This is a genomic window from Bacteroides sp. AM23-12 (assembly GCF_003434395.1).
GTDB lineage: Bacteria > Bacteroidota > Bacteroidia > Bacteroidales > Bacteroidaceae > Bacteroides > Bacteroides thetaiotaomicron.
The window spans coordinates 1-19,071 of the sequence record NZ_QTLF01000053.1 but is presented as its reverse complement, the minus strand read 5'-3'; the positions used below and the strand labels follow the sequence as shown (position 1 = coordinate 19,071).

General features: G+C 44.9%; 13 protein-coding genes, 2 pseudogenes and 1 riboswitch. Of the genes and pseudogenes, 9 read left to right on the top strand and 6 right to left on the bottom strand.

From position 1 onward, the window contains the following. From DW640_RS24125 to DW640_RS22215, 6 genes and pseudogenes are all read left to right on the top strand, one after another. Nucleotides 1-164, top strand: a pseudogene (locus tag DW640_RS24125) (N-acetylmuramoyl-L-alanine amidase); the annotation flags it as partial. A gap of 90 nt (nucleotides 165-254) precedes the next feature. Next, on the top strand, nucleotides 255-350 hold the full coding sequence (locus tag DW640_RS23595) for a smalltalk protein (RefSeq protein WP_008766360.1): 96 nt from the start codon (nucleotides 255-257) through the stop codon (nucleotides 348-350). Nucleotides 351-462: 112 nt separating this feature from the next. After that, nucleotides 463-3,594 carry a hypothetical protein gene (locus tag DW640_RS22230; RefSeq protein WP_008766361.1) on the top strand — a complete coding sequence of 1,044 codons (3,132 nt, stop codon included), beginning with the start codon at nucleotides 463-465 and terminating at the stop codon, nucleotides 3,592-3,594. 12 nt (nucleotides 3,595-3,606) lie between these two features. After that, nucleotides 3,607-7,557, top strand: a complete 3,951-nt coding sequence (locus tag DW640_RS22225; protein WP_117578963.1) for a DUF6443 domain-containing protein — start codon at nucleotides 3,607-3,609, stop codon at nucleotides 7,555-7,557. A gap of 1 nt (nucleotide 7,558) precedes the next feature. Beyond that, nucleotides 7,559-7,846, top strand: coding sequence for a hypothetical protein (locus tag DW640_RS22220; protein ID WP_172681274.1), 288 nt, complete (start codon nucleotides 7,559-7,561; stop codon nucleotides 7,844-7,846). Between the two features lie 69 nt (nucleotides 7,847-7,915). Continuing rightward, a complete protein-coding gene (locus DW640_RS22215; protein ID WP_008766364.1) occupies nucleotides 7,916-8,557 on the top strand; it encodes a hypothetical protein in 642 nt (213 codons plus the stop codon). A 206-nt stretch (nucleotides 8,558-8,763) separates the two neighbouring features. Here DW640_RS22215 and DW640_RS22210 read toward each other — a convergent pair whose 3' ends face one another. Then, a complete protein-coding gene (locus tag DW640_RS22210) occupies nucleotides 8,764-9,168 on the bottom strand; it encodes a hypothetical protein (protein WP_008766365.1) in 405 nt (134 codons plus the stop codon). Nucleotides 9,169-9,409: 241 nt separating this feature from the next. Continuing rightward, nucleotides 9,410-9,595, top strand: a riboswitch (cobalamin riboswitch). A 27-nt stretch (nucleotides 9,596-9,622) separates the two neighbouring features. On the opposite strand from DW640_RS22210, the gene DW640_RS22205 reads away from it, so the two are divergent. The 3 genes from DW640_RS22205 to DW640_RS22195 all read left to right on the top strand — a co-directional run bounded on the left by DW640_RS22205 (nucleotide 9,623) and on the right by DW640_RS22195 (nucleotide 14,242). Then, on the top strand, nucleotides 9,623-12,016 hold the full coding sequence (locus tag DW640_RS22205) for an anaerobic ribonucleoside triphosphate reductase (RefSeq protein WP_008761113.1): 2,394 nt from the start codon (nucleotides 9,623-9,625) through the stop codon (nucleotides 12,014-12,016). A 130-nt stretch (nucleotides 12,017-12,146) separates the two neighbouring features. Continuing rightward, nucleotides 12,147-12,641 carry an anaerobic ribonucleoside-triphosphate reductase activating protein gene (gene nrdG, locus DW640_RS22200; protein WP_054960474.1) on the top strand — a complete coding sequence of 165 codons (495 nt, stop codon included), beginning with the start codon at nucleotides 12,147-12,149 and terminating at the stop codon, nucleotides 12,639-12,641. A gap of 188 nt (nucleotides 12,642-12,829) precedes the next feature. Continuing rightward, nucleotides 12,830-14,242: an MFS transporter gene (locus DW640_RS22195; protein ID WP_055220133.1), complete on the top strand. Its 1,413-nt coding sequence runs from the start codon at nucleotides 12,830-12,832 to the stop codon at nucleotides 14,240-14,242. A gap of 546 nt (nucleotides 14,243-14,788) precedes the next feature. On the opposite strand, the gene rseP is transcribed toward DW640_RS22195, so the two are convergent. The 5 genes and pseudogenes from rseP to DW640_RS22170 all read right to left on the bottom strand — a co-directional run. Then, a complete protein-coding gene (gene rseP / locus DW640_RS22190; RefSeq protein WP_008766369.1) occupies nucleotides 14,789-16,144 on the bottom strand; it encodes an RIP metalloprotease RseP in 1,356 nt (451 codons plus the stop codon). Between the two features lie 124 nt (nucleotides 16,145-16,268). Further along, nucleotides 16,269-17,441: a 1-deoxy-D-xylulose-5-phosphate reductoisomerase gene (locus DW640_RS22185; protein ID WP_008766370.1), complete on the bottom strand. Its 1,173-nt coding sequence runs from the start codon at nucleotides 17,439-17,441 to the stop codon at nucleotides 16,269-16,271. A 63-nt stretch (nucleotides 17,442-17,504) separates the two neighbouring features. Then, complete coding sequence (locus tag DW640_RS22180; protein WP_008766371.1) at nucleotides 17,505-18,362, bottom strand: M23 family metallopeptidase; 858 nt, start codon at nucleotides 18,360-18,362, stop codon at nucleotides 17,505-17,507. Between the two features lie 12 nt (nucleotides 18,363-18,374). Then, nucleotides 18,375-18,914: a ribosome maturation factor RimM gene (gene rimM, locus DW640_RS22175; protein WP_008766372.1), complete on the bottom strand. Its 540-nt coding sequence runs from the start codon at nucleotides 18,912-18,914 to the stop codon at nucleotides 18,375-18,377. Beyond that, nucleotides 18,911-19,071: pseudogene (locus DW640_RS22170) on the bottom strand (UDP-N-acetylglucosamine 1-carboxyvinyltransferase); the annotation flags it as partial. The gene rimM and the pseudogene DW640_RS22170, both read right to left, overlap by 4 nt.

Sequence of the window (19,071 nt, the reverse complement as noted above, 5' to 3'; positions counted from 1 at the left end):
GTGCCGCCCTCCGCCTGCTGGTGCATCAATTGGAGCAACGTTTCCCCGGCTGCCGGGTGTGCGGACACCGGGATCTCAGTCCGGATCTGAACGGAGATGGGGAGATCGAACCGGAAGAGTGGATCAAGGCGTGTCCTTGCTTTGAGGTAAAGGAAAGCCTGTGAGGACAATATAAATGAGCAAAGGTATAAAGACGTTTTCAGGAAGTAATTAATCTTTTAAAGTATCGGAAAGGAGGTGTGTAAATTATGGCAATGAAGAAATCCCTTTGGGATATGATTCTGAAAGTAGTCATCGCGGTGGCTTCGGCAGTAGCAGGCGTGTTGGGCGCTAATGCGATGAGTCTGTAAGAAAGTCAAAAATGAGGTCCGCCACCAAGATATCTGTTTCAGCTGCCACAGCAGTATACAGAAATATTTGTGGCGGACTTAGTATACAAAAATCAATAAACTAATAATGAAAATGAAATATATATTATTCACCATAGCTTTTCTATTGGCAAGTAATTGCCTGAAAGCGCAAGGGCAATTTGAGAAAGTAATTGGGTTGACAGGGGCACAAGGCTTTCCACAACCGGGTGTCAGTAATGCCAACACTCAAGGTAAAATACCTGTCGGACTATATACCGGAACTCCGAATATCTCTATCCCATTGTACGAATTTAAGTTAAGAGATAATATCCAACTTCCAATCAACCTCAATTATCATATTTATAATGTAAAACCCAACAACCTACCCAGTGAAGTGGGATTGGGATGGAGCCTTGAATGCGGAGGATGTATTACCCGGATAATTAAAAATGAGCCAGATATTTCTTATGAAAGTTCTAGCAATGAATACAAGCCTATAACCACCGAAGCTGATTTATTAACCACAGCAGACATTCTAGTAAGAGTATCCGGCAACTATATTAATACCCAAGACGAGTATCAATTTAACTTTCTCGGTTACACCGGAAGCTTTATGTATAGTCAAGAAAAGAGCAAGTGGATGGTTCAATCAGATTCTGACATCAAAATTGAATTTACCTCGAATACTTACAATAATACCCGTTCTCAACTTACCAGTCCACTTTCTCAATTTTACAACTATTGCAGATCAGAAGGAACCGGATTTAAGAACCCTTTATCATGTTGGTTGATTGATTCGTTTACACTGACCACGCCAGACGGTTATAAATACATATTTGGAGGAACCGATAAAACAGATTACAATCTACCTTTCAAGGGATTCTTAAACCTTCCTGCTCCCATCACCTGGCATCTCTCCAAAATCATAACTCCTGCAGGACATGAAATAGAATTCACCTACGAAATTATGCCGTTTCAAATAAATGGAAATATGTCTTTCTGTATAAGCTTGGATGCTCTATTCTGGCAAACAGCAATGAGTTATGATTATGAATTACTAGCCCCTGTACAACTTGCAACAGTCAAAGATGTAACAGACAATAAAATACTTGCCCGGTTTCATTACTCCCCAAGTACACAATTACCCTATGACTCACAGTATGCATGGGAAACCTGTATGGACCATGGGCCAGCTACATTTTTTACAAAAGAAAAGAATTTCACGTTAAACAAGCTAAACTCCGTGGTAATATTGGATAAGATAAACTATCAGTTTACTTACACTAATAGCTCCACTGAGCGATTAAAACTGAAAACACTGACTAAAACGACTCCATCAGGAACCCAATCGACCTATTCACTAAATTATTTCCCCAATCACCTACCCGGATATAATACAGGACACTATGACAACCTCGGATTCAATAACGGTGAAAATTTCTCATACTATTTCAGCAAAGAGTTCTTTGAAAATGCAATTTTTGCTGACAAGCAGATAGCCGAAGGCAAAGAGTATACCAACAAAAGAATGGGAGACAAGGGAGGATTTCGTGTGACTGCAGAAATGCTAAAATCCATCACATACCCCACACATGGAAGAACAGAATTCATTTATGAACCCAACGTCATATCCAGTATGGTGTCAGCAGACCGGAAAACAGTACAAAGTGCCCATTTACCTTATCCAGGCACTCCAGATTATACATATCCGGGAGGTCTCCGTATCAAAGAAATCAACAACTACGATAGCAATGATGAACTACTGACAAGAAAGCACTATTACTACACAAAAGAATTCACACCGACAACAAAGGGAGGTGTCTCTTCCGGTATTCTATCTTTCACTCCACAATACCTTTGGGGTTGGCAGCTATACAATCTCCTCAAATCACAAAACGGAGGACCCGAATATTATACCTTGAATGCCATCATGTCTCAAGCATCCAATCCGCTCTGGTACAACAGTCGGGGAGAGTATATCGGATATTCTAAAGTCATAGAGTGCAATGAAGACAAAAATGGGAAACTGATAGACGGATATACTGTCCATACATTCAGCAATTTCGGACCAGGTTATATGGACGAAGATCCCATAGCTATGTTGAATAATAAGTTCTCCCGTGAATACCCTCCTCATGTCGGTACCCCTTATAGTCCATACACTCCATGTTCATCAAACGCACTAAAGCGCGGAATGCTCTTAAGTAAAGAACAATTCGACTGTGCCGGTCATGTGAAACAAAAAGAACTATTCGAATATACTCCTATACAGAAAGATTCCATACTCATCACGGAGATAACCACTACTAATGTCATGGACTATAATTCAGACGACCCTACACTGGGATTCCTGAGGTTTGCTTTCGGAGGTACCTACTATCAAAAATTCTACAGCAACCTACTTTCGGAAAAACGGACTATCACTTACGATGACAATGGAAACACTATTGAGTATAAAGATAAATACGAATATAACTCCGTCAACAAACAGATAAAGCTGAAAACCAGTGAAGACGGAGCCGGAAATGTATACGAAGAAAAGACGCGATACGTGCCGGACATGCTGATATTTCCATTTGTACCTCCCTATAGTTCTTTCTACCAGATGAATCAGCTACACTTCACCGACTATCCATTGGAAGTGACAAAGATAAAAAACGGAAAAGTAACTGAGAATGAGACATATTTCTATAAGTTACTGACTGCAGACAGCAAAAGCTTAGTGAAAGACAAAGTATCCATACTGGGAAAACATGCTGATGCTGCAACATACCAAGGACTCCATAATGTGGGCAACGAGTTAGTAGCCGATGTTTCTAATATTCCCGCAACCACATACCTGGCATACGACTCTTACAGCAACCCGACTCATATCCGTAACGAAAAAGACAAAACAGAAACTGTCTACCTGTACGGATACAAAGGCAAATATGCAATTGCGGAAATCAAGAACAGCGATTACGAATCAGTTACAGGACTATTGGGGAATGATCTTATCAAAAGACTGGCAGACGCAACGAAGCCCAGCTATTCAGACATGCAGAAAGTTGAAAATTTGAGAACGCAATTACCGGCATCATTTATCACTACTTATGAATATATCCCATACATAGGTATCAGCAAAATTAGAGATCCCAAGAATGTTTCTACCTATTTTAAATACGATGATTCTGGACGTCTGATAGAAAAGACCGACCATAAGGGCGAACTGATTAGTTCATATAAATATTCAAACAACCTCTAAAGAGATAAATTTATGAAAATTATTATTTATATTACAGCTTTAATATGCAGCTTACTCGCCAGTCCTGTATTGGCGACAGAAACCGGGCAAATATCCATGACCGACATGGGGCTAAAAGTCACACCTTCTCCTGAAAGTACTCTCTACGAAGGAGATACTTGGATGATAACAGCAAGGAACAACTTTAGCTTGAACGAAGCAGAAATCAAAAACTTCGTTCCTTCACGCATATCAGAAGAATTGCGTCCGTACGTGAGACTTTTCAAAGTTGAGTTTACTTCTAATTCAGACGGTATATGCAACCTTTACTTTCACATAACGGCCGATCCGACAGATACGATACGGTTCGTTATCAAAGAATCCCCTCAGGATTTTCCGATAGAAATAATGCCAGCTGAAAGTAGACATGGAGAGATATCTTTATCCGATCTGGGATTGAGAGTAACGACTTCTATAGATTCACATCTCGAATACGGAGGTCAGTGGATAGTAACGATGGAAAACAAAAATCACTTATTCACTGCAGAAATCGAAAGGCTCGTGCCTTCAAGAATAACGGAAGATTTAAGAAGATGTTTAAGGCTCACAGGGGTAGGAATTTCAGACATATCATCCGAGTTCGTCGTACTCTTTTTTGATGTAACATTCGAAACAACATTTCCAGTACACTTCATTATCAAACAGTCACCTCAAAACATTCCAATAGAAATATTACCTATTGGAAGAGACAACTATATTTCCACAACGAATTATCTGGATAACACAAGAAGTGGGGGAAGAAAAGAAATTACTTACTACAACGGTCTGGGATATCCATCGCAGAAAATAGAAGTGGGTACTTCCAATAAGAACAAGAGTATATACCATCCGATCGTTTATGATAACTTGTTAAGAGATGATGCCAAATCGTATTTGCCATACGCACAAGGTTCGAACACAGAAATGATAGACTGGAAGTTTACCGAAAGTCTGCAAGATTTCTATGCTTTTAACTATAAGGAATATACTTATCACTTTTCAGAAAAAGTCTACGAAGATTCACCTTTGGGAAGAGTACGGGAAGTGTATGGTCCCGGAAGCGACTGGCGTTCGCAAAAAGCAAGTACCAAATTCAGCTATCTGAGTAACATAGCCGGAAATGATACGCTCAACTGTCTTCGGTTTGAAATGACAGAAAAAGATAACCAAAACATGGAGCTGAAAGTAGCCGGCAATTGCAAATCTTCCGAGCTATCCGTCACCCGAACCGAAAACGAAGATCGTCAAGTGACATTGGAATTCAAGAATAAATTCGACCAAGTAGTACTTAGCCGGCAAATTGAGCACAACAACGGCAGTAAGACGAATAACGACACTTATTATCTTTATGATGAGTTCGATAATTTAAAAGCGGTGCTTCCACCTATGGTATCCGCCCAACTCGTAAGCGGTAGCAGTTATTCGAGTCAAACTTCCGCATCCTTAGCTCAATACGCCTATCTCTATAAATATGATATGCGTAACCGGTGCATAGGCACCAAGTTACCGGGCTGCAGTTGGGAGTACAAAGTCTATGACTTGGCAGACCGCCTTATCTTCTCCCAAACAGGAGAACAACGAAAAAGAGGTGAATGGCAATTTGCATTGCCCGATGCAATGGGACGCGAATGTATCATGGGTATTTGTAAAAACGCCATAGACCCATTCAACAACCCGATACTGAATACATGCGTCAAATGTGAACGTACGGACAACGCTTCTCTTCTCGGTTATTCCGTAACCGGAGTCGCACTGAATTCAGTCACAGTGCTTACCGCCAAATATTATGACGACTATCTGTTTAAGATGCAGAACGGCACCCTGATTTCCAACAGCAGTTTGAATTATGAAGCAAACAGCGAGTTCGGAGAAAGATATACGACTAGTTCGCAAGGCTTGCAGACCGGAAACGCGACAGCTCGACTGGACAAAAACGGATCTGTGACAGGATACGACTATACCGTTACTTACTATGATTATAACGGCCGTGCCATTCAGATAAAATCGACCAATCATCTGGGAGGATACGAAAAGACATACACTGCTTACAACTTTACGGGACAGCCTGTGCACACCAAGCATATCCACTCCAAAAGTAACTCCGAGCTGATCGAAGAAACCAAACACAGCTACAATCACGCAGGACGTTTGTCTGAAACTGTACAAATCGTAAATGAAAAGGACTCTACGAAAATGAGCTATCTCTACGATGACTTAGGCAATATTAAAAGCTTAACCCGAATAGACGGCACTTCCACACTGACAACGACCAATACGTATAATATCCGTAACTGGCTAACGTCTATCGAAAGCCCTCTCTTCTCTCAAACGCTACATTATACTGATGGTCCCGGCACTCCCCAGTATGGCGGAAATATCAGTAGCATGACGTGGAAAGCAAACAAAGAGTCAATCACCCGTAATTACCAATATTCATACGATAAGCTCAACAGGCTGACCAGTGCCAATTATAGTGAAGGAAGCAATTCGATGACGAATACAAATCACTTCAATGAACAAGTGACCGGTTATGACAAACATGGCAACATCACAGGACTGAAGCGTTATGGGCAAACCGGACAAAGCAGTTACGGATTAATTGACGACCTATCTCTTACTTACACAGGCAATCAGCTCAAGAAAGTGACAGACAGCGCCACAAGTTCAGCATACGCGAATGGTTTCGAGTTCAAGGACGGTGTGAATCTGGACACGGAATATTCCTACGACGAAGACGGTAATTTAACAAAAGATTTGAATAAAAACATTTCTGATATCCAATACAATTTCTTAAATTTACCACGTCGGATACAGTTTAAAGACGGTAGTGAAATTTCTTACCTATATAGCGCAGACGGAACTAAACTCCAAACTACACATATAATCGCAGGAAACACCACTACAACCGACTACTGCGGCAATGTGATCTATGAAAATGGAAGCCGGGACAAGCTATTGACCGAACAGGGATATTTCTCTATAGCAGATAAAAAGTTCCACTACTACATCCAAGACCATCAAGGAAACAACAGAGTGGTTGCCAGCCAAGATGGAATGATAGAAGAAGTGAACCACTATTATCCGTTCGGAGGAATATTCGCTTCAAATTCATCTGTTCAACCTTTTAAGTATAACGGAAAGGAACTGGATACAAAGAACGGATTGAACTTGTACGACTACGGAGCAAGGCAGTATGACCCGGTATTGGGAAGATGGCATACGATGGACCTGATGACGGAAAAGTACTATAAGATTAGTCCATACACTTACTGTTTGAACAATCCTATCCTATTAGTAGATCCCAATGGAATGTGGCCCACATGGGGAGGAATAAGCAGAGGATTAAGCAACGTCTTTAAGGGTACTCTAAGTTTTACCAATGGAGCTGCACGGGCTATGGCAGATAACATACTGCTTGGACAAACGTCACTCCGTGAAACCGGAATATACAGCAACGCATCTGCCTACAACGCAGGACAGGATGTTGGTGATATCATAAGTATTTTTGCAGGAGCCGCAGAGATTGTTAATGGTTTCGAAGAAGCTGCAGGAGGAATGGCACTCAGTCCGGAAACCGCAGGAATTTCTTTGGGGGTTACCGCGAAAGGCGTGTATGATATCACTCACGGTTCATTGATGGGAACAAGTGGATTCATGAAGCTATTCTCCAAAAAAGGAAGAGTTAGCGAAGGTAGTAATAACGGAAGCGGGTATTCAAAGTCTAGCGGGAAGAATGAAAAGCATTCGAATATTGATAAAAGACAACAAGCTGCAAATGATTATAGTACAGCAAAAGAGAAATATGATAATTTAAAATCTAAAACAAATAAAACTGCGAAAGAGAAAAAAGAATTAGAAACATTGAAAAAACAAAGAGATCACTATAAAAAACAGATGGATTATGCAGGAGACCATGACCATCAAAGAGGTAGAGGAGGTAATTAAAATGAAACTATTTACATTTATTGCTGACTATAAAGGTGGGACATACATTAGTCAGTATGTAGCAAAGACATTAGAAGAAGCCTTGAACTTATGGATAAATAATGTCGATTTTTTTACAGATAAACAGTTGAAGTCATTTAAGAAGAATATCAAATATGGTGATATAGATCCTCCTACCAAATTAAATGGTCTAAGTAATGTTTGGTGTACATGTTTTATTGTATTTAGTACTCTTTTGCTTCTTAATATAGTAGAGACAGTAAAAAAAACGACTAATAAAACATCCTAGCATAGAACAATATATTCCTACATTAGGGTAGATTCAAGTCTCAGAAACAACCATGAAATAAATGAAATTATGAAAACATTTACTTTCTTAGTTAATGCCAACGATAAGCATTGCTTTGTTCATCAGTATCAATCAGAAATGCCGACTAATGATTTATTTCGTGAATTAGTTCATGACACGTCTCATATATCTTCAAAAATGAAGTCTTTACTTATTCGTGAATCTCTGGAATGCTATCATGACAATGGCCCAGTAAAATTAGACTGCGTAAAAAACGTCTGGCGTGATTTCTTTTTAATTGATGATCTAATATCTCTTTACAATGCGAATATAGCAAAAAAATACCACGAGGGATGTGGCGATAGGAAATATTACAAGTTAATGTACTTATATGATGTAAACATGATAGAAACCGACATGAGCGATACAGTGTTTCCTCTATCAGAGAAAGCAACCTTTACTTTCATTACCTATATTCGTAATTACAATGCCTCATATCAGTTTGAAGTGACAACGTTGGAAGAAGGACTTATGCTATGGGCTACAAACATAGACATTTTGAATCGCCAGCAACGGAAGGTTCTGCTGAAATACATTCAAAAGTCTAAAAACAATCCGATAGCAGTAGAAGGAGTAAAGAATGTATGGAGTACATCATATCGGATATTCCGTCCGTTACTGACATTGCATATTGTTAAAACGGTCTCTTGATAAAAGTCACCGACTGAACAATAACTATTAGATTATTACCCTGGCATGAAACTAAAACATTTACATGTCAGGGTATTTTTTCTTGGCTAATTCTAAAACAAATAAGAGCAGGCTCAGCAAACGCAAGGGACTCACAATACATACGCATTTGCCGGTCTACTCTTATTTGTTACTTCCCGGACGTTCTCAATGAAACATCCGGAAGATTAGAACTCCCTTTTCAGGTTCCGAAGCAGTTCTTCTTTCCTCGCTTTATACTTCTTGGAAAGAGGATTGTACGAGTAAAGGTTGGTATGTTTCAAACGTATCTCGTCTGTCTGTTCCTTTCGCCGCTCTTCCCGCTCTTCCACATCATCCGGATCTTCGGACTTACGTCTTGTACCTCTCCTGCTAAACAACTGAAACTTGGATGTACCCCGAAGCTGACGAATCAGCATCTTGATAATCCGGACAATAATCTCTTGTTCCTGTTCGGAATAAGGCCTATCTACTGTCTCTGTATAGGAGAGATAATAAACTTTCAGTTCTTCTTCCAGCTCTTGCAAAAAATGCATCCGCTCAACTCTGGAAAACTTCTTTCTACCAGTATGCAAATCTTTTAAAATCTTCATTTAGTCTATCTTTTTTTAAGTCTGATAAAAGCGTGAGTCCTTTAATAAGTACACTTATGGGGCATGGGACACTTAAAAGAGAGTCCGACTATTTCAATATAACAGAGAAGAAAAACTAATATTTCCTGCAAGAATCATTTCTTAAAAGTTATCCAAAACGGAAAACTTTCTGTATCAGGCAGAAAGAAAAGTTTCCCGAAATTTAATGTTAAATCCTATCCAAGCTATCACAATATCCTTTATCTTTGTATCCGGTTTCGGAACTAAAAAGAGGTTTAGTCAATGAGGGAACGCTGTGCAAATCGGCGACAGTACCCGCTGCTGTAATTCTCTGTGAATCCGCACACTATGTCACTGCATCCAGATGTGGGAAGGCGCTGCGGGGGAGGGATAAGTCAGAAGACCTGCCGGAGTCAAATAAACATATTATTAATCACTTTCGGGAGTTAAAGTTATGAACTACGCGGAAATTTGTATCATCAAACGAGATGGTAAAAGAGAAGATTTCTCTATCAGTAAGATCAAGAATGCGATCGGTAAAGCATTCAGTGCGACAGGGATTCAGGACGAGCAGCAACTGATTGCTGACGTCACGATGAGTGTAATCAGTCAGTTCACTAACCCCACGATCACCGTGGAGGAAATTCAGGACTTAGTAGAAAAGGCATTGATGAAGGTACGCCCCGAAGTAGCCAAGAAGTACATCATCTACCGCGAATGGCGGAACACGGAGCGGGACAAGAAAACCCAGATGAAGCACGTGATGGACGGCATCGTCGCCATCGACAAGAACGACGTGAACCTGAGCAACGCCAATATGAGCAGCCACACGCCTGCCGGACAAATGATGACATTCGCATCGGAAGTCACCAAAGACTATACCTATAAATATCTGTTGCCGAAACGTTTTGCCGAAGCGCACCAGTTGGGCGATATCCATATTCACGACCTCGATTACTACCCGACAAAGACGACCACCTGCATCCAATATGACATGGACGATCTCTTTGAACGTGGCTTCCGCACCAAGAACGGCAGCATCCGCACACCGCAAAGCATCCAAAGTTATGCTACGCTTGCCACCATCATCTTCCAGACCAACCAGAACGAGCAGCACGGCGGACAGGCAATCCCCGCCTTCGACTTCTTCATGGCAAAAGGGGTGGCAAAGTCTTTCCGCAAACATCTGGCTTCGTTCATCAACTTCTACGTGGCGATGGAAAACGGAACACAGGCGGACGAGAAAGCAATCCGCACCTTAATCAAGGAACATCTGCCCTCTATTAAATCGACCGAAGCAGAACGCGAAACATTGCGCATCGCCCTGGTAGCCCTGCAAATCATTATTGACAAGGAACACCTGACACGCATCGCAGAGAAAGCGTACCAGCAGACAAAGAAGGATACACATCAGGCAATGGAAGGCTTTATCCACAACCTGAACACCATGCACTCCCGTGGAGGTAACCAAGTGGTATTCAGCTCCATCAACTACGGAACGGATACTTCCGCCGAAGGCCGCCTCGTGATCGAGGAACTGCTAAAAGCCACCATCGAAGGACTCGGAACACGTGGTGAAGTCCCCGTATTCCCGATCCAGATATTCAAAGTAAAGGACGGAGTTTCTTACTCCGAAAAGGACTTCGAGAAAGCGATGAAGGCGGAAAACATCGAAGACGCCATGCGGGGAACTTACGAAGCTCCGAACTTCGACCTGCTGCTGAGAGCCTGTCAGACTACATCGAAAGCGCTTTTCCCGAACTTCATGTTCCTGGACACGCCTTTCAACAAGAACGAGAAATGGAAAGCGGACGATCCGAAACGGTATATCTACGAGTTGGCTACAATGGGATGCCGCACCCGTGTATTTGAGAATGTGGCAGGAGAAAAGTCATCTCTGGGACGCGGAAACCTTTCATTCACCACACTGAACATGCCGCGTCTCGCCATCGAAGCACGCATCAAGGCGGAAAATCTGATTGAGGGTGAACGCAACAAGGATGCCATCGAACAGAAAGCGAAAGAGATTTTCATGGAGTCAGTCCGCAATATGGCGACTCTTGTAGCCGATCAACTGTACGAGCGCTACCAGTATCAACGCACCGCACTGGCACGCCAGTTCCCCTTCATGATGGGAAATGACGTATGGAAAGGCGGCGGCGCACTGAATCCGAACGAGCAAGTGGGCGATGCGTTACGCAGCGGTACGCTGGGCATCGGCTTTATCGGCGGACACAATGCAATGGTGGCACTTTACGGAGAAGGCCACGGACACAGCCAGAAGGCATGGGACACGCTGTACGAAGCTGTAATGGAAATGAACAAAGTGGTAGACGAATATAAAGAGAAATATAACCTGAATTATTCCGTACTTGCCACACCTGCCGAAGGACTTTCGGGACGTTTCACCAAGATAGACCGACGGAAATACGGTAAGATCGACGGCGTGACGGACCGCGACTACTACGTCAATTCCTTCCATGTGGATGTGAAGGAACCGATCAGCATCACCGAGAAGATCAGGCGCGAAGCTCCTTTCCACGCCATCACCCGCGGTGGACACATCACGTATGTGGAACTGGACGGGGAAGCTCAGAAGAATGTACGTGCCATCGCGAAAATCGTGAAGGTCATGCACGACGAGGGCATCGGCTACGGCTCCATCAATCACCCGGTGGATACCTGTCACAACTGTGGATACAAAGGAGTAATCTTCGATAAATGTCCGGTATGCCAGAGCGAAAACATCTTACGCATGCGCCGTATCACCGGATACCTGACAGGTGACCTCAGCTCCTGGAACTCTGCCAAACGGGCGGAAGAAAAGGATCGCGTGAAGCACTTGTAGAAGTTGAAAGACACTCATTTATTTTTTACTGAAGTTTCGTAAATTGTTTCCGCATGGATTCCCCTCCTTCTGGAAGGAGGGGAATCCATGCGGGATACAGCACATGCGAAACTTTAATTTTTATTTTAAGATGAACACTCTCAATTCTCCACTTTCAGCTCTCCACTTATTATCGACTTATCCCGAAACGATTGTTGACGGTGAAGGCATCCGGTATTCGATTTATCTTGCGGGATGTTCTCATCATTGCGTCGGCTGTCACAATCCGGAGAGCTGGAATCCGCGGGCGGGAGAACTGCTGACGGAGGAAAGGATTCAATCGATCATTCGGGAAATTAAAGCCAATCCATTGCTGGACGGGGTTACTTTTTCGGGAGGAGATCCGTTTTATAATCCGGAGGCTTTCCTGCTTTTTGTCAAAAGGGTAAAGAAGGAAACGGGGCTGAATATCTGGTGCTATACGGGATATACGTACGAAGAGATTCAGGCTAATCCGCGCTTGAAGGCTGTACTCGACTACATAGATGTGCTGGTGGACGGGCGTTTCGAACAGGCGCTCTTTTCACCTTATCTGGAATTTCGGGGAAGCAGCAATCAGAGGATATTGAGAATAGGTAATAAGTAATAGGTTATAGGTAATAATGGTGGGGGAGGTTTTGTATTAGTTTAGTGCGGGGGGAGCTACTACGAACTGTTGTGGGCGTGTCTCCTGCGCTAAAAAAACTTATATTTCAAAGAAGATTGAAACACGTACTTCTTTGTTTTGTTTACATTTACAAACAAAATAAGGTTCTACTAGAATAAGTTTTTTTTATGATACAAGCCAATAATACCACTTCTATAGATGAAACCGATGGACTGCCAATGCCGAGACGTATCTGGGCAGTGGTTTCCATCGGATTCGCACTTTGTATGTCGGTGCTCGACGTGAATATTATCAACATCGTACTCCCTACGCTTTCGCACGATTTCGGAACTTCGCCTGCTGTAACTACGTGGATTATAAATGGTTATCAGTTGGCTATCGTTGTTTCGCTGCTGTCTTTCTCTTCTTTGGGGGAGATTATCGGTTATCGGAAAGTGTTCCTGTCGGGCATTGGGCTGTTTTGCATCACTTCGCTGATCTGCGCCTTGTCCGATTCATTCTGGACGCTGACGATTGCACGTATCTTTCAGGGATTCAGTGCGTCGGCCATCACAAGTGTGAATACGGCGCAGCTGCGCTACGTATACCCGAAAAGCCAGATCGGGCGGGGAATGGGAATCAATGCGATGGTAGTGGCGATATCGGCGGCTGCCGGTCCGTCGGTGGCAAGCGGCATACTTTCGATAGCCAGCTGGCACTGGCTGTTTGCTATCAATGTACCGCTAGGGATTACGGCACTGCTACTGGGTATCAAGCATTTGCCAAGACAGGAAGAGCGGTCGAAGCGGAAGTTTGACTTCGTGAGTGCGATAGCCAATGCGGTCACGTTCGGGTTACTGATTTATACGCTGGACGGATTCGCGCATCATGAGGAGATGGATTTCCTTGTGCTGCAATTGATCATATTGGCCATCGTAGGAACGTTTTACGTACGGAGGCAACTGACTCAGACGACTCCGTTGCTGCCGCTGGACTTATTGCGGATACCGATTTTCCGGCTTTCGATTCTGACGTCTATCTGTTCGTTTATCGCTCAGATGGCGGCCATGGTGTCTCTCCCGTTTTTCCTTCAGAATACGTTGGGGCACAGCGAGGTCATGACAGGATTGTTGCTGACTCCGTGGCCGTTGGCTACACTGGTGACGGCACCGTTGGCAGGTTATCTGGTGGAACGCATTCATCCGGGGATATTGGGGAGTATCGGGATGGCGTTGTTTGCCGTCGGACTTTTTTCACTTTCGGGGCTTACTGCCGAATCGTCCGATATCAGTATAATTCTTCGTCTGATGCTTTGCGGAGCCGGTTTCGGGTTGTTTCAGACGCCCAATAACAGTACGATTATCTCTTCCGCCCCAACGAAACGTTCGGGCGGTGCAAGTGGAATGCTGGGAATGGCACGTTTGCTGGGGCAGACGTTCGGTACTACGCTGGTAGCGTTACTTTTCAGTTTTGTCGTGCACGACCGGAGTACGGCGGTCTGCCTTATGGTCGGAAGTGGGTTTGCTGTTGTGGCGGCGATTGTCAGCAGTCTGCGGTTGTCGCAACCGTCTACGCTGAAAAGAGAAACGAATCGGTCATGACGAATAAAACTATCTGTCATCGGGAGCGAAAATCATAGGAGAAGAAACTAGGATCAATCCAGAAAACCGGTTGTTTCCGATTTGTTTCTTTCACATATTGTTATGAGCTAAATGATAGTCGGTTCTATCTTCAATTCTCCTCCTTCGGGAAGGAGGAGAGTTAAGTTACTATTGTGTACTACTGTTTAGTTCATTCCTTTGCACTATCGAGCTAAAACCAGCTTTTCGGACTACCCCAAAGAATGTTAATTATTTAACATTCGTCTCCGGGCATCCAAAGAGCCAAAAGGAGAAAGGGCGTATCATCGTTGGCAGACTAAGGCATTTATCGTATATAGAAACGGCGCTTTAACGTAGTGTTAAAGCGCCGTTTCTATATACGATAAATAGTACACTATATTTTACTGTATTTCAACAATATACATTGCTTCATCGCCAACATCCTCCTTTTATCCGCCAGCAGTCCGCTGTCGCCGAGATTGCTGTTCTGACAACTTCCGGTCTGCACGAGGGGAGGACGGATGTGTATGCCTTGCCGGTCCCTGCTTAGAAGAAGAACCTCAATATGTCATTGAAGTTTGCCCAAATCAGCAAGCCGAACAGAAGCACCATACCGGTCATCTGAGCGTACTCCATAAACTTGTCACTCGGTTTACGACGGGCTATCATCTCGTAGAAGAGGAAGAGCACGTGTCCGCCGTCCAATGCGGGGATCGGAAGAATGTTCATGAAGGCAAGGATGATGGAAAGGAAGGCGGTCATGTACCAGAACTGGTGCCAGTCCCACGTAGCAGGGAAAATGCTTCCGATAGTGCCGAAGCCGCCCAACTGTTTGGCTCCTTCTTTCGAGAAGAGATATTTCATGTTGCCGACGTATCCTTTCAATGTCTTCACACCCAAAGAGACGCCTGCGGGGAAAGATTCAAAGAATGTGTATTCCTTTTTCACCATAGGCAACAGACGATCCGTTGTCAGACTGGCAACTACGCCCATCAGATAAGCGGAATCCACGCGCAGGGAAGTCGTATCGGTCACACCGCCACGCACATACGTCAGCGTAATCAGACGAGGGTCGATGCTGTCTTTCAGAAGTGCTTCGGCGTTTTTCTTGCGTTCCGCCATCGTCTGCTTGAAATCAGAGAAGGAGATGGATTTTCCGTCCAATGCGATGATACTGTCGCCCGGCAGAATGCCTGCCTGCGCAGCGGGAGAATTAACCATCACGCTGTCAATCACATACGGGAAACGGAAAGAAGCGAAACGAACGCTGTCCGCCATCAGGCGCTGCATCATGTCTTCGGGAATGTAGACGGAGGCTTTCTTGCCGTCACGAAGCACTGATACCTCACGGGCATCGGCTATCTGACTCAGCATATCGCCGTCATAACGTACGAAAGGCACATTGTCGGCAGACAAAAGGATGTCGCCATCCTGAAAACCGACCGCTTTCGCCGTTTCGTTGAAGTCCATACCAAGGGGAGCTTCTTGGACCTTTATATACTGGTCGCCCCAAGCGAAAAGAATCATTGAATAAATAAAGAGCGCCAACAGGAAGTTGAACAGCACACCGCCCACCATGATCAGAAGACGTTGCCAAGCCGGCTTGGAACGGAACTCCCAAGGCTGCTCAGGCTGTTTCATCTGTTCGGTATCCATCGACTCGTCTATCATTCCGGCTATCTTGACGTAACCGCCCAGCGGCAGCCATCCTACTGCATACTCCGTATCACTTCTCTTGGGTTTGAACTTGAACAAGGTAAACCACGGGTCAAAGAACAAGCAGAATTTTTCTACACGCACCTTGAACAACCGGGCAAAAAGGAAATGCCCGCCTTCATGAATAATAACGAGCAAGGATAAGCTCATTATCAGTTGCAGGGCACGAATTAAAAATGTTTCCATATAATCTATTTACAATTTAAAGCCTCATCCAAACCCTCTGCTCATAAGAGGAAAACCGAGGCGCTTTCTAATTTATATTACTTATTTATATTTTTCATTGTTCACGAAATCAGCTCCGGTGCTATCACGGAATCAGCTCCGCAGCTATTCTCCGCGCTTCGGCGTCGGTAGCCACATAGTCGTCGTAAGCAGGAGCGGCTACAAACGCGGCACGTTCCATTGTCTTTTCGATCACATCGCTCATACCGAGGAAGCTGATGCCGTCCCGGAGGAAAGCGGCTACCACTACTTCGTTGGCGGCATTGACAATGCAAGGCATATTTCCGCCCCGATACATCGCCTCGTAAGCCAGGGCAAGGTTGCGGAAACGCTTCGTATCCGGTTGCTCGAACGTCAGGTTCGTGCACTGGGTGAAGTCGAGCCTGTCGAAAGAAGAGCAGATACGGTCGGGATACGAGAACGCATACTGGATGGGCAGACGCATATCCGGCATGCCTAGCTGTGCCTTGACGGCACCGTCCTCAAACTGCACCATGGAATGAATGACCGACTGCGGATGCACCACCACCTCGATCTGGCTGGGCTGCACGCCGAACAGCCATTTCGCCTCGATGACCTCAAAGCCTTTGTTCATCATGGATGCGGAGTCAATGGTGATCTTGGCTCCCATCTCCCAGTTGGGATGTTTCAATGCCTGTGTCTTGGTGACGGACTTCAGCTGCTCCAGCGTGCAGGTCCGAAACGGACCACCGGAAGCGGTCAGTATCACCTTCTCAATCGGGTTCCCGACTTCTCCAGCTAAACACTGGAAGACTGCCGAGTGTTCAGAGTCCACCGGCAAAATGGGAGTGTGGTATTGCTGTGCCAGTTGGTTGATCAGTTCTCCCGCCACCACAAGCGTCTCCTTATTGGCAAGCGCAATGGCTTTCTTGGCACGAATGGCGTTGATCGTCGGCTTCAGTCCGGCATAGCCCACCATTGCCGTCAGCACCATATCTACCGGTCCGGCCTCCACGATCTGACAGACCGCGTCGATTCCGGCATATACTTTGATCGGAAGGTCGCTCAGCGCTTCCTTCAGTTGGGCGTACTTTTCTTCGTTGGCTATCACCACCACTTCCGGCTGGAACTTGCGTGCCTGTGCAATCAGCAGTTCTACCCGGTTGTTGGCCGTCAGGGCATAGGCTTCGTAGAGGTCGGGGTGTTCTTCGATCACCTGCAACGCCTGCGTCCCGATAGAGCCCGTAGAGCCTAAAATAGCTATTTGTTTCTTCTTATTCTTCTTTTCTGAATCCATTATTATCTAATTCCTCTGTCACTTGTCACTTATAATCGTATATCCCACTTCTCGTCATTGGCTTTAAAACACGATGTATTTCTCCGGATTGACAGGATGTCCCTTGTACCACAGTTCGAAGTGGAGATGCGGCCCTGTGCTGAGCGTTCCGCTGTTTCCCACCAGTGCGATGGCTTCGCCTCCTTTCACGCGGTCGCCTTCTTTTTTCAGCAGCGAGCCGCAGTGCTTGTAGATCGAGACGAAATCCTGACTGTGCTGTACGCCTATCACGTAACCGGTTTCGGCGGTGTAGGTGCTCAGAAAGACGGTGCCGTCCATAGTTGCCAGCACGCTTTCGTTGGGGTTGGCGGCAATATCCGTTCCAAAGTGTTTCTTATCGGTGTTGAAATGGTCGGAAACCATTCCACGGGTCGGACGATACAGGATCAGTCCGTTGACATCCGGCTGCGAAACGATCGTAGTCAGATTATATTTTTCATTTTCTTCGTATTGGCGGCGAAATTCCTCTTCACGTCTGGTACGTTCCATCAGGGTGTCTTCGCGGGCGGCGGTCAGCGAGTCGAGCGTCTGCACGCTGTCTATGGGCACTTTTCCGCTGAAAATATCCTGTATGTTCATGATGTAGAGGTTCTGCCTGTTGAGCAGTTCCTGCAAGGAATCCACACGGAGCGCGTTGTCCACGATCTGACTGCGGACTTCACTGTTCATATATCCGGGGAGGTAATTGCGCAAAGGGGTGAAGGCAATGATGCAGGCGGCAATCAGAAAAAGCACCGCCAGCACGGACAACAGCACCGAAAGCCCGTTCAGCTTGGATACCCGAAGCCCCACGATTTCTTCAAGCGTATTCTCATTGATAATGGTGAGTTTATACTTGAACTTGAAATTGTTCCAAAATGCTTTACTCCGTTTTCTTGGCATCTTTATTAATTATTAATCTTCCTCCAAATCTTCCAAATTCAACAATCCTTCGGGAAGCTCGACTGTGATGAGCTTCTTTTCCTGATTGATCTCCACTATAAATTCTTCCTGTGCAGGAATGAGGAGTTCTTCTCCGTCCTCCTGTTCGACCACAAAAAGGGTGTTCACCGTCGTGGTATCTACTTCGACCACTTCGCCCAGCTCGCCGTGACGAACGTCTTCCATGCGGAAACCGACGAAGAAGTTCCACGACAGTTCGCCGTCTTCCGCCTCTTCCGCGTGCTTCACCGGGAAGTAGACTTCGACATTGGTGAACATACGCGCGCGTTCCGCCGTATCTATGCCTTCGAGCTTCACCAGTGCGGTGGAGTCCGAACGGAAACGGTATTCCTCGATGAAAAACGGTACGAAAATACCGTCGAGCAGACAGATCAGATAATCGCAGTCCACACGGTCGAAGATGTCGTCCGTGAAGGTAAACTGCAACTCGCCGTGAATGCCGTGCGGCTTGTTGAATAGTCCGATTTTATATACTTCTTCTTTCTTTATCATATTCGAGTGATTCTGGCGCCGATGGCGTTAAGTCGTCCTTCAATGTTCTGGTAGCCACGGTCTATCTGTTCGATATTGCTGATCGTGCTGGTTCCTTCGGCGCTCATGGCGGCGATGAGAAGGGCGATACCTGCACGGATATCGGGCGAAGTCAGTC